Below are 16,145 nucleotides of genomic sequence, written 5' to 3'. Positions count from 1 at the left end.
CACTGCTATTATAATGGTCATTCCACCTGAAAAACAGCTATCTAATTAGCATTTTCTTATGCGATTTTGTCTTTTCTAATACTTTCTTATATTTTAAAAATACAAAATGGTCACAACTTTGTAACTTTATTATTATTGATTTTTAAGAATTAATTAATATTTGTGCGCTATTATACAAACATAGACATTGACTCGAAGGTCAAGGCAAATATGAATTGGATGGAGGACAAAATGATGAAAACCATGTTGTTATTTCAAAATAAAACTATACCGGTATATATGACAGATACAAATAAACAAGCATTGGACAAGCTGTCAGCCGTATTGCATCGCAAGCTGCAAACTGGAAAAAATGCATTAAAAACATGTATTGCATCACTCATTAGTGTAGAAATTGTCGGCAGTGAAGCAACTCTCCATTCCTTGTCAGAACGGGATACGCTAACCATTTCTCTATATTAATAAATAAGCCGTCAGCCACATGGAGTGAATACATTCATTCCATACAGCGGACGGCTTTTCTTTTTTAAAAATCAAGTTTGGCCAGAGCCTTTTTACGGTTTCCTATAATAAAGATCAGCGATCCGATCCAGCCGCATAGCGAGGCTATAAGTAAAATGGCTGAAATAGAAACGGATGAGGTGAGAGAAGCCCCAAGCAATGGGCCGATCGTTCCGCGAATGCCAAATACTAATAAATGAATGCCAAACACCATAGCTTCGCGGCCAGGCATAAATCGGAAGACAAAAGCTAAAATGCCAATATCCCATATAGAATCGCCGATCCCTTGAATAGCATGACCGATTACGACTGCACTGTAGCTGCCCCACAAGCTATAAAACATCGGCACTATCGCATAGGCGGCAATTCCAATTGCTAACGTATACTTGATGTGGATACGGTCAATCATCCAGCCCACAATCCAATAACTGGCTAATAGCGCAGTAAAATAGGCGACACGAGCAAGGCCTATCTGAACATTAGAAAGCTGCATTACATCCACTTGAATAATTTGATATAAAGGTATGGACAGCATATTGCCAAAGCCAGAAAAGGTGGTCGCCAGCAAAAATATGGCGAGAACCCGATTGGTTGTGATCAGCTTCCACTGTTCTCGTAATGCAATAATAGCCGAACGCTTCGGCATTTGGGATGCTTCATTGGCTGGCCGTTCCTTGGGAAGCTTGATTGTATTGAACAAATTGATCGATACAGTTCCAGCAATAGCAGCTGCAATTAGCGGACCTGACGGACCAAAAGCTTCGGACCAGCTGCCGACCATATATGCGATAGGAATCATAAGAATGCCCATCGCAACCCTGACGTATCCCATCAGCCTGCCACGTAAATCAGACGGATACATTCTCGAGATTAGCGCTGCATAAGCAGGAGCCTGGATGCCCATCAGCAGCTGAAACAATAACGCTACTGTCACATAAACTGACGGATACGCAAATATAGCCGGCAATATAAGCAGCATCCGGCCGACCATATTGGGAATAACGACATACGCTTTCGGACTTCTCGCTTTTTCAATCATGCTGGCCCAAATAGGGGAAAACAGCAATCCGATGGCAGGCGCTGCTGTTAACAATCCAACCTGAAAATTATTGGCTCCCTGCTGAATGGCAAAAGCTACGTAAAACTGATTCATCACCACATTAAATAAAGAAAAAATACATGCTCCGCCCAAATCTATACGGGCATTTCTCCACACGCGTCCTGACATCGTCATGCCAAACCGTACAACGTGATACGATGACTTCTTAGCTGCACGCTCCGCCATTATCATAACCTGCCTCGCCAGTCTTTAGTTATTATGTTGATTGGATATTACTACACTCCTAACTTATTGTACAGCTTAAATATTTCGACATTTTCCAGTTGAAATTTTTAGCAAATCATCCTTGCTTGAATACCCCCGTATATTAAAAAAAGCGGTCTCTATAAGCATAAATTTCCAACAAAAAAACTGCCCTCAATCTTAATGATCAAAGGCAGTTTTTGAACTTTTACTTATTGGCCTAACAATATTTTGGCATAAGGAGATTCAATCGGAATCATTATGACCGGATCATTTTTCAAAGTTACGATATAGCTTTCTAACGTACGGTACAAATTATAAAACTCAGGATCTTTCCCGTAAGCATCGTTGTAAATTTTCGCCGCTTCCCCTTCTCCAGAGGCAATAATTTTTTTAGCTTCAGCCTCAGCCTGAGCAATTAGCTCTTTTACCGTTCTGTCAGCTTTGGACGTAATTTTGCGGGATTCCTCATCCCCCTCTGACAAATAGCGTGCTGCCATCGACTGACGATCAGAAATCATGCGGTTAAATACACTTTGCTTATTACCTTCAGGCAAATCCGTTCTTTTAATACGTACATCAACAACTTTAATCCCATAATCATCACGCATAAGAGCCGATGCAACATCATTCGTAATTTCATCATTAATATTACCGCGTTCCGTATTCTCACTAATAATACTATCGTAATTAATTTCAGAAAGCTTACGTCTAACGGCATTGTATACTGCCTCATCAATTCGTTTTACACCACCGCTAATCGTTTGCAGCTTTTGAATAAATTTGGCCGGATTTTCGATTCGCCATACGGTGTAATTATCAACGAATAGAATTTTTTTGTCCTTCGTTAATATTTGTGTAGGTACACTTTCATAGGTCATTTGATATTTCGGCAATGTCGTAACATTCTCAATAAATGGAATTTTCACATTCAAGCCTGGCGAGGTTACTGTACGTTTAGCTTCGCCAAATCGAAGAACAACCTTATATTCTCCTTCATTAACAATAAACAAAGAGCCTGAACCAATAATGATGAGCAAAATGACTGAAACAATTGCAATGATTGTTTTTTTATTCATTAGTTGCCACCTCCTGCATTACCTTGCGTATTGGCATCATTAGCTGATGGCGCTGTCTCAGTCTGCGGCTGGGCAGATGGCGGTACAGTCTGCTGTGTCGCTGAAGTGGTCCCGCGATCACGCAGCAGCTCATTAAGCGGCAAGTAATTGACCGTATCTGAGCCTGAATTTGTAATAAATATTTGTGCATTAGGCAGTATTTTTTCAAGCGTTTCTATAATAAGACGACTTTGCGTAACATTTTTATTTTTGGAATATTCCTCATAAATAGCATTAAACTTGGCTACATCCCCCTGCGCATTAAGAATCCGCGATTTTTTCTCCGCTTCCGCGTTTTCAATGAGAGCTTGAGCTTCCCCGCGCGCTTTAGGAATACGATCATTTTCATAACGGGTTGCGTTATTAATCTTCGTATTTTTCTCTTCTCTGGCATTTGTAACGTTACGGAATGCTTCTTCAACCTCGCCGCCTGGCGGTTCAATATCCTGGAACTTGATATCAATGATTTGAATGCCTGTTTCGTACTTATCCTGCAAATCAATCAGTCTTTTGCGCACTTCGTCTTGAATGACGGTTTTACCATCAGTTATAGCAAAGTCCAGCTTCTGAGAACCAATGACCGACCGGACAGATGCACTTGCAGAATTACGTAAAAATTGCTCGTGATTGCTTATATTGAATAAATACTTTTCTAAATCATGAATTTTCCAAGTGACTACGGCATCCGCAAGAACAATATTCTCATCACCGGTAATCATCATGGCTTCTTCATCAATAGTGTCCATTTTCCCCTTGCTATCCTCTCGATAACCAATAGTAATATGCTGGGTTAATTCCGCAGGCACAATCTTCACTTGCTGAATCGGATAGGGCCATTTAAAATGCAAGCCTGCCCCTGTATCATGCGAATATGCTCCAAACGTAAGTATTGCCGCCCGCTCCTGCTCCTGCACCGTATAAAAAGATGAAGAACCCAAATAAATAACAATAATGGCAGCCACAATAAAAGAAATAGCTTTCTTGATCGTCCCCGGCTTTAATTCCGGCTTCTTCGCTTGATTGGAAGCATTCGGTGTCGGCGTATCTCCGCCTGGACCGTTTGGATGATTGAATATGCTCATTTCTCCCTCTCCCCTCTGTTGTTTTCTATGTTTAATTTACGCAGAAATAAGCTGAAAGTAACAGATATTTTCTTACTGCAATCGTTTTTTTCAAAATAAACCGAAAAGCAATCGCAAAAAGCCTTATAATTCCTTATTAAATGACAATTTACTGCTTGCCAAACTGCATAAGACTATGTAGAATCAACAAAGGTTAATTAAAAGTTCATCATTCATAGAAGGAAGGGTTCTCATGAGAAGAACGATCGGAGTTAATGAAAGGCCGCCGTTTGCTCAAAGTATTATGCTAAGCCTGCAGCATCTTTTCGCCATGTTTGGTTCTACTGTACTAGTACCAAATCTGCTCGGCGTCGATCCTGCGATCTGCTTGCTAATGAACGGTATCGGCACATTGTTGTACCTATGGATATGCAGCGGCAAAATTCCAGCATATTTGGGCTCCAGCTTTGCATTTATTGCACCGGCCGGAGCGGTTATCGGCAATGAAGCATTTGGCGGCAACGGCTACTCCGCAGCGCTAGGCGGATTTATCGCAGTAGGTGTAATCTTCACGGTAGTTGCGCTTATTATCCAGCGAGTCGGCATTAAATGGATTGACGTTGTATTCCCGCCAGCAGCTATGGGCGCTATCGTCGCTATCATTGGACTTGAGCTTATCCCGGTTGCAGCAGGTATGTCCGGCTGGATAGCCAAGCCTGGTGTCACATATGATACACCATGGGCGATGGACAGCAAGGTTATTATTCTATCGACAGCTACACTAGCTATTACCGTTCTTGGTTCCGTTTTGTTCCGCGGCTTTATGCGCATCATTCCGATTCTATTCGGTATTATTGCAGGCTATGTCATCGCATACTTTATGAAAATGACTAATTTCACTAAAGTCGATGCTGCTGGCTGGGTAGAAGCCCCGACCTTCACATGGCCTGAATTTCACTGGTCAGCCATTATCGCCATCGCGCCGGTAGCTTTAGTTGTTATCGCTGAGCATATCGGCCACTTGATTGTAACGAGCAATATTGTCGAGAAGGATTTGCAAAAAGATCCTGGCTTGCATCGCTCTTTGCTTGGTAATGGTATTTCAACGATTATTTCCGGCTTTACCGGTTCAACGCCAAACACGACTTATGGCGAAAATATCGGCGTTCTTGCCATCACGAGAGTATACTCCACCTTCGTAATCGGCGGTGCGGCAATTATTGCCATCCTTCTTTCTTTCTCGGGCAAGATTTCGGCGCTTATCTCAGCAATTCCTGAGCCTGTCATGGGCGGCGTTTCCTTGCTATTGTTTGGAGTTATCGCAGCGTCAGGCTTGCGTATGCTGATCGAGTCCAAGGTTGACTATGGCAAACCGACTAATATGTTCCTTACAACTGTCGTATTTGCGACAGGGCTAAGCGGACTTGAAGTTGTAATCGGCGACTTGAAGCTAGTGGGCATGTCCTTGGCTACAATCGTAGGTATACTGCTAAGCTTACTGTTCAAGCTGTTTGATGTATGGAAAATATCCAATGATCATGAGAAAACGAACTAACGCACAAGGATAAACGGCTACGCCGTCCTTTGGACAGACGCGTTTACTCATGAAATATGAAATATTTTAACAAAAAACGGTACATCCTTGACCAAGGACGTACCGTTTTTCATTCATTGAATTTGGTTCAGATGAACGTTTAGTCAACTTTGCTTTTATAGCTTACTTCTTTTAATAGCTCGGTTAATGCGAATAAAGAATCGCCTTCCCCTTTCTGAATCCCTTCAGATGCTCTTGAGCCGCTATTTTTAATTTGAACTTCTTTCTTTTCATCCCTTGCGTCTTTGTAGAACCTATAGCCGTTTTTGCCATTGCTCTTCACTGTATACATAGCCTCATCTGCTATTTTCAACAGCTCCATCATATCCAGCTTATCATCCGGGTAAATAGCGATGCCTATACTAATTGTAACGGGATGCTGCTGGTCGATTTCCATTATAGATGCTTGCAAAGCTTCAATAATTTGTTCAGACAAGCTTGCAGCGGCATGCCAAATATCGTCGTGCTCCAGCACGATGACAAATTCATCCCCGCCCAGCCTTGCCAGTTCGGCCCTATAGTTTACCGCAGCTTCAAGCAGCTGCTTGCTTATATGCTGCAAGCACCGATCCCCTATAAAATGCCCAACCGAGTCATTGATCAGCTTAAATCCATCGAGATCCATTAACAATACAGCCATTGACGTATTAGTGGCACGGCTTCTTGCCATCGCTTGCCCCATAACTTCATAGAAATGCCTTCGATTAGACAAGCCTGTAAGCTCATCTTTGTAGGCAAGCTGCTTCATCTCTTGAATGTATTGATGCTCCTCTGTAATGTCGCGAATTACAAAATGGCTGCCGCTAATTTGCTCCTCCAATAAAAAAGGCACACACTTAATTTGCACATATGCCTCTCTACCGTCATCATAAATAACCGTTGCTTCAAAAGAAGCATCTTCTCCGCAATACGCTCTCATAAAATAATCGCGCAGCAAATCCTGTTCTTTACGATGAACAGCTGTCACAATCGACTCAACAGGCCGGTTCTTGTAATGATCCAACTCCAAACCGAGCAAACGACTAGCCGATTGATTCGTTCTGATGATTCTAAAGTTATGATCTACGGATATGATTGCATCCCCATGATTTTCGTACAATGAGCTGTACCATTCCGTTTTAATATTCGCTTCCTTCGCTTTTCGGCCGAAGTGCTTGTCAACCGTTTGAACAAAAAGATACCACCCTGCTACGATAACGATCCCAGCAGCAATGGCATATGCCAACCAAACCATTCGTAAACTCACCTCATTTTAAATCTATCTTTATTATAAGGATGCGTTTTGAAAAATTTTTGAAATTTATAAAAGTTGAGTCTACGTATGTAGAGAAATCATTTAAATAATAATCGTTTGGAAACTCTAACGAATCCTAGTAGCGTTATTACGCCGAAAAAGCTTGTTTTGAAAATGTAACGAATCCTAGCATGCTTATTGGCTGTAAAACGCTGCCCAAATGAGCATTTGTTCACAGATAGCGCATCCACGATTCGTAAGAATTTCAAAAGGTACCTTTTATACGAAATAGTATCTTGAGGATTCGTTACAAAATGGACAGCCTCTCGAGCCCGACACTTTTGGCCTGTTATCTAGACTATTAAGCAACTGCGGAGCTTTTTCAACAGCCTGTAATTATAGACTTATTCCGAAATCTTTTTTATTATGTACATTTGTCCATTTTGGCAAAAAAACAGCCCGGCCATCCCATGCTGAATTTACAAGTGATGTCGGGCATAACTATATGTAATTTACATCAGCTTAAGCTAACGGCGCTTTAGTAGAGACCCATGATTTGCACTGCCTGCTGATTGCTCTTGCTGATTCAATTTTAGCGTTATAACCATATCCATCAGACTATCTCTATTAATAAGCCTAACCTGCTTCGAATCCGCCAGCGCGTAGGCTGCTGAAGAAAAATCTCGATTTGTAACAAGCCAAGCAGATGATGCGTTGCTGAGAGCCTTCAGCTCTACAACTTGCTGTACAGCCTGAATTCCCAAATGTCGCTTATCATTTTTGGCAAAAACAATCGTCTGTTCCATGCCTTTAGTAATTAAAAGCTCTATCCCATTGCATTTTCCCGGCTTTTTAATCTCGACCGCATAACCGTGACCTTTAAATAAATGAAGCAAAAACAATTCAAATTGTTTTGTATCCATCTGGTCAATATCATGAATCCCAGAATCAGCAACACGCTCTTCTCTTTGTTTCTTACGATTAGTTGTTGCTATTAGGTAAATAACTATAGCTAAAACCCCGATTGCCAGAGGTGTTGTAATCGTTTTCATATAGAAATAAGCAGTCAGCATACAGCTTAGTATTAAAGAGCTGTAGAAAGCTGTTTTCATAATCCCTCTCTTAGTTGTTCGTCCCACTTATTCAACCCCTTTTTACACACCCTATTATAGACCAAAAGAACTACTATAAAGGATATTATAAAGGATTCTTCAACTAAATCCAATTGACAAACCAGTGTCTATGTAGCAAATGAAGTGAATGTAAGACCTACGAATCGGAACATTAGCATCGCTGTAAAAACAAAAAAAGCACTATCGATGCCAATGGCCATAGCGCTACATTAATTAAAGTGGATATTCTTGATCGCAGTTTGCTGCAGCTACATCTTAATTATAGCTTAGGTATAATAGTTTACAAGGTAAATAACTCGACAATAAATAATTTTTTGGGCATTAGAATTAAGCTGCTTAAGCTTATAGTACTATTTTAGATGGGCTGTTGGAAGAAGTCATTTGAAGGTCGAAGAGAAGAATTGGATTTCACCGTAAAATAAGGCGTCATACATAGATTGCTCGTCGTACATATGACGCCTATGCAGCTGATTAAAAAGTTAATTATCTTTTTTTGAGGTTTGCTTATATAACTGGTGGGTAAGCACTGTGCTGCCCGTAACAAGAATACCTTGAATAATGCCATCAATCGTGTCTCCTGTTAAAAATATTGCCCCTGTTACGCCAACAACAAGCAGTATCCACGGAATCATCCAGTCTGAAATATGCGGCGTTTTCTTTAGAAATATGCCTATAATAAATAGTGCAGGCATTAAGATCAGTGCTTTCTCAGTAATAAACTGAAGAAAATCTTCCATATTATCACCTACCATCTTTATCCGACATTAAGGCATACCGCCTAAAGACTGGGCTCATTGCTGCTGCTCGGAGTGGAATCGCGATGCCCTATAAAATTACAATATGCAAGCACAGCTGATTTGGCATAGGACAACTATTGATTTTTAGCCTCTGCGCGTCCTTTTCAGTGCTGCCTATTTAATATCCATACACCGATCACGTCCATTGCCAAAGCCTTGTGTTCGCAGCGATATAGCAATATTTCGCCAGCCTTCATAGGTCATGGTTGGTTCATTAATCAAACCACCTAAATTGCAGCTGCCAAATTCCTGTACAAACCATGCAGGAGCTTCTATGCGTCCAGCAGCAGCTGCCAGCGCTTTTGCTTGAGCGTCAATTCGTGCAGTCTGCTCGCGTATCTGTTTCCGTAGATCATCCATTACTTTTCTTTCCTCTGCCGTCATTGGCGACTTCTTCCCTTCGCTTAAGTCTTTTCGAAATACATTCATATCGATTACCGGGCAAGCTTTCCAGCTATAATCCGGATACTCAGAATGCCCTTTTACCACTGTAGCATTGGGCAGCTGTCCTTGCAGCCAGCTTGTAAGTTCCAAGGTTGCTACATACTGCTCAGGCGTTGGCAGCTGCGTTCTAAAGTCTCCAACCATACATATGCCTAAAGCATGCTTATTACTATTGCCTACATGATATCCGATAATAGTGTGATCCCAGCATTGATACACTGTGCCGTCACGCTGTAGGACATACGTATACGCAATACCAGGCCAACCGTTTGTAGTTACATGATAATTTGCAAATGCTTCTGGCGTTCCACTAACTGTTAAAGAATGATGGATAGCAATAGAACGGATATCAGAAAGCTTACGTGTATTATATTTATTGTTTTTGTGGACTGGAAGCCTGCCGCGAAGGTCAATGATCTTCATTAGGCTTTACCCTTCGCTCTAGTGATCGCTTTGCCTTTTGTTCAATTTCACTTTCTACCCAGCTCGTCACTTTCTCCAAAATACCAACTGGCAGCCATTCGCCCCATTCAGCCCTAATTGCGTTAGCCGTCATAGATTTGATAACGTGATAGAGCAATCCAAATGCTATTGCACCAAAAATAATATCGGGAATGCCGAAAGCTTTATCAAGCAAATGACCGCCAGCCGGTAACAATAGCATAAAAAAAGTACGGAAGATACCATCAATTCCGTACTTGCTTGTATAGCTTTTATCTTTATTCGCAGCACGTATGCCGCTGAGCCAATCCATCACAATAAAGAAAAGTAGCGCCATCATAACTCCGTTCACAGCATCACCCGTTCCAAATAAAAATTGATATACTGGCAGTACCGCTGCTCCGATAACGCCTAAAATTGTTTGCTCTTTCATGTTTGCCTCCCTTAAGGTAAATTTTCCTGGCCAAAAAATAAGCCCCGCGCTATGCGGAGCCTAAAATGTTCTTGACTGCTGTTTTGTACTCGATTATTTTAATATCATCTAGTACCATAGGTTGGCCCGTAACTGGGTTAATCTCACCATTTCGGATACGATCAACAAGTATTTTAACGATTGTCTCATTAAGCACTAGATCACCCCACTAGATAACAATAGTTGATTTTCAAGATCAATAATTTGCTGTTGTTCAGGCGTTAGAATTACTTGTATTTCCTCTAAAATAGGTTGTCTGGTAACTACAGCAATGCTCACAATACGATGCATACTATAATTGATAGAGCCGTAAGGCAAGTCGATAAAGTGCAGCTCCGTAATATCTTTACGTGGCAGCACATCGCCCTTCATTTCGCCTGTTTGGGAGACTATTTCCCCGTCTTGGTCGTACACAATTCTGTTTCCGACTTCCATGTTAATACCTCCTATACTTAGTAATATGATGCGTCAAAGGCAATCCAACGTGCTACTGTAGCTATATTGTTAGCGTTATTAACACCGACATAAGTTGTTGCTGAAAACCCGTCATTATAAAACGTAGGACCAGTCGATGAAACTGAATAATTCCCTGCATTGTAAATAATCGTTCTGTAAGTACCTCCTGCAGAAACTGGAAATGCAGAATAAAAATAACCTTGTGTTTCATTGTACACAACTATCAATTTTGGTCTAAAATCTAGCCCTCTAATATCTATAACTGCCGCCACCTTGGCAGGAAAATTAACGGTTCCGCTTGCTACTTTAGCCCCCTCTTCCAATGTCCCAATTACACCAAATATATCTACGCCAGCTCGAATATTTTCAGCAATCCAATCCACATCATCCCACTGCACACTATTAGAGGCATCACCTGGCACATAACCAGGCTGCGGTCTAATGCGCAATGTTGTACCACTGCGGCTTATAGACTGCCCTGTAACATGTCCTGAACGATTTGGCATCGTGCCAACAATATCCCCTGCATCCACTGATGCTGTTTTACCAATTAACAGATCGGCGGCTGTTGCGTTTCCATTCCCCCCTTCACCCTGTAAGATAAAATTTGTGCCATCGTATACCAAAGACATAACAGCATTCATTTTAATAATGCCTGCTGTTAATGCAGCCCCACTTGCCCTCAATATCGACTTTGCCCCAAGACCGTTAACATTAATTGTCGCTGCACCTGTGTTCGCTACATGAAACTTAACAGTTATCCGTGTGCCGGCTACTAACGCTGAATATGCGGGTGAAAAAGAAGCAACATAAGCTACACCAGTGCCGGTTGTAGTGGTAAACGGCGGTGCATCAATCTCCGCTTTCCTCGCAACATCATCAGCAGCCACAGGGGCAGCAGCCTTAAACCTACCACTTGCATCACGCTTAACTAAGGTATTAGCCGTTGAAGCACTTGTAGCGCCTTGCAATAAGCTTTCGTTGCTTTTACCAGTAGCATGCAGTTCGCTAATTGCGCCAGACACGGTTTTAGCTTGCGTAGGAACATTGCCCATATTCCCCATCTCTTCCGCCAGCTTATCAAGTTCCTGCTTATCTGCTGGACTCATAAATCCAGCATCTGTTCTCGTTGCAGTTAGATGGGCATTCCCACGCGACCCTATATGGGCATCAAGCTGCGAGCCGGCTTCATTCACATCTTGACTAAGCTGATTTAAATCCTCCGGCTTTACCACATCATGAATTGTCCAATCTGTTTTAGCCATTAATTAGCCTCCTTTACTAGAATCGTTTGCAGCAGCATCGTATCCGATGTAACTGGAACGTCTACGACATTGCTAGTAATTACTTCATTGGCTGCGTCTTTCATCTCGATTAACGAGATATGTGATACTTCATTAGCCATTACAAAATAGTTCAGAACAACGGTGTTTTCATTAACCTGTTTGACTTCAAAGCTCGTAATTTCGTGGCTTCCATTCAGCACTACTTTTGAAATTTGCTGCTCTACATATTCAGCAACCTTGTTAATAAACTGGGCATGAATCATACGAAAGGCACCTCCTGACCAACGCTGGCAAATGCTTTCTCCCCAAGCTTCCAGGAACCATCCAGCTTATAATTCCAGGTAACTGGCCGTCTGGAAATCGATTCTTTTAATCTCAGTCCATTGCTGACTGCCGTATTTTGCCGATAGACCATGTTTGCAGGCTTCACTTTGTTGATGGTGTAAATAACCTCGCGAAACACGCTGGCGTTTTCGATTTCTACTGTAACGGTCAAAACGAAGTTTTGGTTATCTATAGAAACGACTGTCAGCCCATCGCCGACTAGTGCATCCAGCAGCTGCTGCAAATAGCGTACTGTAAATGGCGGCTTTGTCTGAAAGCGATTGACGATGCGCCTTCTGCGAAACTCTATCGTTTCTGTTCCAGGATCCGCCTGGATGTTAAGCAGCCTCTCCACTCTAGCAATCGTAGGGAGATCAGCAGTCATCACAAATTGATTATTCAGCAGTTTGCTTGAAGCCTCTTTAACAAGAATTAATTCAACAGACTCTGTGCTCGCAAGCTGCTTAAAATCATCTATTTGCTCATAGAACTCCGGCAAATGAATGAGTATGCGATCACTCATGCAGCGTCACCGCCCCAAGCAATGGAACATCGCTCTCATTTAACGTTAAATTAACTGCATTGCCGTTGATTTTAGTACCGTACACATCCTCAACGCCTTGCACAGTCAATAATCGAGCATCCATTTGAGCTAACCGAACAGTCAAGCTATTCTGATTTGCCCAATCCTGTCTAAGCTCTAGTAAATAGTCACGAAGTACTGTTTCAGCATCGGCTCGAATCATACCTAGCGTGTAATCACTAGCCAAGGTTAAGGAAGTTTCCACATTTACTGTAATACTAGAAACACCATCAACTGTCACTTGATGGCCAATCGGCGCCAGCCCCATTCCTTTGCCGTGATTACTCTCAGGATCGATCGCGCTTTGAATCGTATCGATTAAAGTAGAGGAAGGGATTTCCCAATCGGAGCTGATTACGGTGCATTTGACAGTACCCCCGCCATTCCAAACCGGGAATATTTTCACTGCCCCTACTCCAGGCATTGCATGTATTAATTGCTTATATTCTGCCACATTACCACCGAAGGATGGCTCATTAACAATTTCGTAAAAACGGCTGCGAAGGCTGCTGTCCGTTTCTTCCTCCTCGCCAGCAACCAGTACGTCAGCGAGCTCTGCTTTGACCAGGCCGGCCACATAATCAATAGGAATTAACGTGCCAAAATGTGCATTGCCGATCGTGCCGGCCGACTCGCAAACTAACATGTAAACCCCAGCACCGATCCGTTCTTTAACTGCATAAGTTAAGCCTTCAATAGAAAAGCGGCTTCCTAAAGGAACTTGAATTGGAGCATCCGCAGCCCCGAGAAAGATTCCTTTTCGCCTTGCAGCTGCAGCAGGCGCTCTGTGCACGCCGAATTCGGCTGTTTTGCGTCCCAAATATTCACCGCTCGCCGTATCCACAAATGACAGGCTATAGTTAATATCCAGCTCAATATATAATTGGGCCAGCTCCGCTGCGGCTGGGGCACAAGCATCATAGATAACCGAGCCTTCACGCTTGTCGATTGAATCCGGCACCCGCTCCAGCATTCTTGCTAAAATCGCTTCATAGGTTTGCATTTCATACATCTCTGTTCACCTCCACTTCAAAGCTTCCATAATCAGTTACAACTACACAGCGAATAAGCAAGCTGTTTCCTTCTGCAGTCACTTCTGCTTCTTCAACGGACACAATCCGATCGTCCTGCAGCAATGCTTCGCGAATCATTCGATTTACTTCGCTTTCCATTACAGCCGGACTTCCGCCAAGCAGCTGTTTCAGCTCATGGCCATAATCAAAGCTGTAAATGTCATGTCCGTAACGATCCGTCTGCAAAATTTTAAAAACTGCCTGTTTAACCGCCTCAAGGGCATCTATTTTGCCTACAATCCGCCCTTTATCCAAATCAAGCCTCCAGGTAAGTGATGGCATCACTCCCTGCCTGTCTGACTCTTCCATTGGACTATGACTTGGAATCATGTCACCACCACCCGATCCAAAATAATAAACTGCTGTCCTCCCTGCGCACGAATCATGATCACTTGATCTCCTTTTTCAAGACCTCTGCGCACTAACACTGTTCCGCTTAAACCTGGAATCGTTATTTCAAGACGCTGCAAGGATTCCGGTACTACTAAAAAATCCGCTGGCAGCGAAAATCGTTGGTCGACCTTCACTTCCACCGGATTATTTTGCAATACTTCGCCATATACAATCGATACGGGATTTCCCGCTTCAACAGCTGCTATAGCCGCTTCCTTCACCACACTTAATAAATCAGCCATTATATCACCTTCAATTCCAGCGACATCGTATGATCGGCACCTTCAATACTATGCGAGCATTCATTTACCAACAAATTTTGGTTCACTTGGTACTCTGGAATATGGATGCGTACACGCATGCCTGCCCGTACTCGAATATCGCCAATTGCTTCAATTTTCAAGCTCTTCTGCTCTCTATTCTTCAGCTTAGCCAGATTATTCAACAGTTCTTCGATTTGAGCGGGATTCATTTTTTCATCGATGCTTTCGTAATGCTGAAGCAAACCCCAACGCATAATATTAATGCTGTCTTCAGCGATATAGACCTCGCGCTTGCCCGTTTCTTTGTTATCCTTATACAGCTTTATTTTGTTATACGTGTCATCATCTATCGAGCTGCTAACCGAGTAATCATACATGAGGCTGCCTTCGCCGACAATAATATCTGTTACCTGCTCATCTACATCACGCAAGCACAATTGCCCAAAGTCGTCGTATAAGCAATAATCTTTCCCGGTATTCGAAAATGTCAGCGTAATGGCTTTATCGATAATATCGAGCAGCTTTTGACCATCCTCCACCATAGCCGGGATCTGATACTTCGTATCCGCGATTTTGCCAAGCTTTAAGTTAAAATCATTCGCAATGCGCTTTACGATATCAGCGGCTGTCGTATTTTTAAATACATAAGTGTCCGTATTCATCAAATACCGGATTTGATCATAGGCCGTAAGGGACACGATTTCATCGCGTCCTCCGCTAATGCTGAAAATGTATCCGTAGAAAAGGTTAACACCATCTTTGCGCACCCTGATAACATCACCATTCTCATACTTGAACCGAGAGGATTGATATAGTGCTTTTTTTATAAAGGTCAGGGTCAAAGTACCCGCTTTTCCGATATGCGCTGTTTTCAGGGACAGGCTCGTAACCAGCTCGCTAATATCCCATTCTGTACCGTCACGATTGTTCAGCTTAATTTCAATCATGGCAGCTTCAGCACCTTTCCAACAGGCAGCTTCGTAATCTCGGCATCTTGAATACTGTTCAGCTTCTGTATTTCCTTCCAGCGCGCTCCGTCACCGAGCTGTGTTTTGGCAATCTTCCACAACGTATCCCCAGCAATCATCTTATACGTTTTAGGCTGCACCTTGTCGGTCGGTCGTGGAGGAACAGCTTTGTTTGGAGCAGCTTTGCCTACAGATTTCAACTTTTCAATTTTCCGGGCCGCATAGAATACAAACTTTTTAAGTGTAATTGAGTATTCAATGTCGCCGCCGCTGCCGGCTACTTCCTTCCATTGAAAGCTTTCAATACTCACTGGCGTATTAATGTAATACGTGTCCGAGACAAAAATAAAGCGGATCGGCCTTTTCGCAGCCATCCACCTTTCGATTGCTTTAACATATTCAACTGGCTTCAGAAGCTGTCCTTCCGCTAAATTCACCTTATCCTCGCTATTTTCACCTTCAACTACTTTTGGGAGGTCGTTGAAACCAGTAACGAATGAATATTCCACAGCTGGAAAAATACTGCTAAAGCTATATTCCGTCAGCTCGCGATCCTTAATTACATTAACCTGCCCCAAGCCCATCACATCATAGGTTGAGCCATTGCCTGTCTCGCTAATCTCCATCGACTGGGGATTAACGGGCAATATAATCGCTTCAGCCTTATTATTAAAGCTTAACTCCACTGCATATACCCGCAT

The 16,145-nt window shown here is 42.6% G+C and carries 19 protein-coding genes; 2 read left to right on the top strand and 17 right to left on the bottom strand.

The features are described from left to right. Positions 1 to 234 precede the first annotated feature (234 nt). A complete protein-coding gene (locus ACRRU2_RS13010; RefSeq protein WP_331700017.1) occupies positions 235 to 462 on the top strand; it encodes a 3-dehydroquinate dehydratase in 228 nt (75 codons plus the stop codon). 64 nt (positions 463 to 526) lie between these two features. Here ACRRU2_RS13010 and ACRRU2_RS13005 read toward each other — a convergent pair whose 3' ends face one another. From ACRRU2_RS13005 to hflK, 3 genes are all read right to left on the bottom strand, one after another. After that, entirely contained in the window at positions 527 to 1,786 is a 1,260-nt protein-coding gene (locus ACRRU2_RS13005) for an MFS transporter (protein WP_432502224.1), read from the bottom strand. A 230-nt stretch (positions 1,787 to 2,016) separates the two neighbouring features. Beyond that, positions 2,017 to 2,883 carry a protease modulator HflC gene (hflC, locus tag ACRRU2_RS13000; RefSeq protein ID WP_331700001.1) on the bottom strand — a complete coding sequence of 289 codons (867 nt, stop codon included), beginning with the start codon at positions 2,881 to 2,883 and terminating at the stop codon, positions 2,017 to 2,019. Then, a complete protein-coding gene (hflK, locus tag ACRRU2_RS12995; RefSeq protein ID WP_331700000.1) occupies positions 2,883 to 4,004 on the bottom strand; it encodes an FtsH protease activity modulator HflK in 1,122 nt (373 codons plus the stop codon). Before hflK ends, hflC begins: the two co-directional genes overlap by 1 nt. Before the next feature lie 232 nt (positions 4,005 to 4,236). On the opposite strand from hflK, the gene uraA reads away from it, so the two are divergent. Then, the gene (uraA, locus tag ACRRU2_RS12990) at positions 4,237 to 5,538 is read left to right on the top strand and encodes a uracil permease (protein ID WP_432502221.1); all 1,302 of its coding nucleotides are present in this window, start codon (positions 4,237 to 4,239) and stop codon (positions 5,536 to 5,538) included. Positions 5,539 to 5,677: 139 nt separating this feature from the next. Here the strand turns inward: uraA and ACRRU2_RS12985 are convergent, their stop codons facing one another. The 14 genes from ACRRU2_RS12985 to ACRRU2_RS12920 form a co-directional block, all read right to left on the bottom strand. Next, the gene (locus tag ACRRU2_RS12985; protein ID WP_432502219.1) at positions 5,678 to 6,811 is read right to left on the bottom strand and encodes a diguanylate cyclase domain-containing protein; all 1,134 of its coding nucleotides are present in this window, start codon (positions 6,809 to 6,811) and stop codon (positions 5,678 to 5,680) included. 527 nt (positions 6,812 to 7,338) lie between these two features. Next, positions 7,339 to 7,950 (bottom strand): restriction endonuclease, encoded by a 612-nt coding sequence (locus tag ACRRU2_RS12980; RefSeq protein ID WP_432502217.1) that lies wholly within the window; start codon positions 7,948 to 7,950, stop codon positions 7,339 to 7,341. Between the two features lie 473 nt (positions 7,951 to 8,423). Next, positions 8,424 to 8,681, bottom strand: a complete 258-nt coding sequence (locus tag ACRRU2_RS12975) for a phage holin family protein (RefSeq protein ID WP_432502215.1) — start codon at positions 8,679 to 8,681, stop codon at positions 8,424 to 8,426. A 174-nt stretch (positions 8,682 to 8,855) separates the two neighbouring features. Then, entirely contained in the window at positions 8,856 to 9,608 is a 753-nt protein-coding gene (locus ACRRU2_RS12970) for a peptidoglycan recognition protein family protein (RefSeq protein WP_432502213.1), read from the bottom strand. Further along, positions 9,595 to 10,059: a phage holin family protein gene (locus tag ACRRU2_RS12965; protein WP_432502210.1), complete on the bottom strand. Its 465-nt coding sequence runs from the start codon at positions 10,057 to 10,059 to the stop codon at positions 9,595 to 9,597. The genes ACRRU2_RS12970 and ACRRU2_RS12965 overlap by 14 nt, the downstream gene beginning before the upstream one ends. A 195-nt stretch (positions 10,060 to 10,254) precedes the next feature. Continuing rightward, entirely contained in the window at positions 10,255 to 10,533 is a 279-nt protein-coding gene (locus ACRRU2_RS12960) for a hypothetical protein (RefSeq protein ID WP_432502208.1), read from the bottom strand. Positions 10,534 to 10,550: 17 nt separating this feature from the next. Then, the gene (locus tag ACRRU2_RS12955; protein WP_432502206.1) at positions 10,551 to 11,819 is read right to left on the bottom strand and encodes a hypothetical protein; all 1,269 of its coding nucleotides are present in this window, start codon (positions 11,817 to 11,819) and stop codon (positions 10,551 to 10,553) included. Next, a complete protein-coding gene (locus ACRRU2_RS12950; RefSeq protein WP_331699991.1) occupies positions 11,819 to 12,103 on the bottom strand; it encodes a ketopantoate hydroxymethyltransferase in 285 nt (94 codons plus the stop codon). Before ACRRU2_RS12950 ends, ACRRU2_RS12955 begins: the two co-directional genes overlap by 1 nt. After that, complete coding sequence (locus ACRRU2_RS12945; RefSeq protein ID WP_432502204.1) at positions 12,100 to 12,687, bottom strand: putative phage tail protein; 588 nt, start codon at positions 12,685 to 12,687, stop codon at positions 12,100 to 12,102. Before ACRRU2_RS12945 ends, ACRRU2_RS12950 begins: the two co-directional genes overlap by 4 nt. Beyond that, positions 12,680 to 13,759, bottom strand: coding sequence for a baseplate J/gp47 family protein (locus tag ACRRU2_RS12940; RefSeq protein WP_432502202.1), 1,080 nt, complete (start codon positions 13,757 to 13,759; stop codon positions 12,680 to 12,682). Before ACRRU2_RS12940 ends, ACRRU2_RS12945 begins: the two co-directional genes overlap by 8 nt. After that, on the bottom strand, positions 13,752 to 14,150 hold the full coding sequence (locus ACRRU2_RS12935) for a DUF2634 domain-containing protein (RefSeq protein ID WP_432502200.1): 399 nt from the start codon (positions 14,148 to 14,150) through the stop codon (positions 13,752 to 13,754). The genes ACRRU2_RS12940 and ACRRU2_RS12935 overlap by 8 nt, the downstream gene beginning before the upstream one ends. Further along, on the bottom strand, positions 14,147 to 14,455 hold the full coding sequence (locus ACRRU2_RS12930) for a DUF2577 domain-containing protein (protein ID WP_432502197.1): 309 nt from the start codon (positions 14,453 to 14,455) through the stop codon (positions 14,147 to 14,149). Before ACRRU2_RS12930 ends, ACRRU2_RS12935 begins: the two co-directional genes overlap by 4 nt. After that, entirely contained in the window at positions 14,455 to 15,423 is a 969-nt protein-coding gene (locus tag ACRRU2_RS12925) for an XkdQ/YqbQ family protein (protein ID WP_432502194.1), read from the bottom strand. The genes ACRRU2_RS12930 and ACRRU2_RS12925 overlap by 1 nt, the downstream gene beginning before the upstream one ends. After that, positions 15,420 to 16,145: a LysM peptidoglycan-binding domain-containing protein gene (locus ACRRU2_RS12920; RefSeq protein WP_432502191.1), complete on the bottom strand. Its 726-nt coding sequence runs from the start codon at positions 16,143 to 16,145 to the stop codon at positions 15,420 to 15,422. The genes ACRRU2_RS12925 and ACRRU2_RS12920 overlap by 4 nt, the downstream gene beginning before the upstream one ends.

Source organism: Paenibacillus sp. GXUN7292, assembly GCF_050864975.1.
Classification (GTDB): domain Bacteria; phylum Bacillota; class Bacilli; order Paenibacillales; family Paenibacillaceae; genus Pristimantibacillus.
The sequence above is the reverse complement of the archived record's forward strand: the minus strand, read 5'-3'. Positions and strand labels throughout refer to the sequence as shown.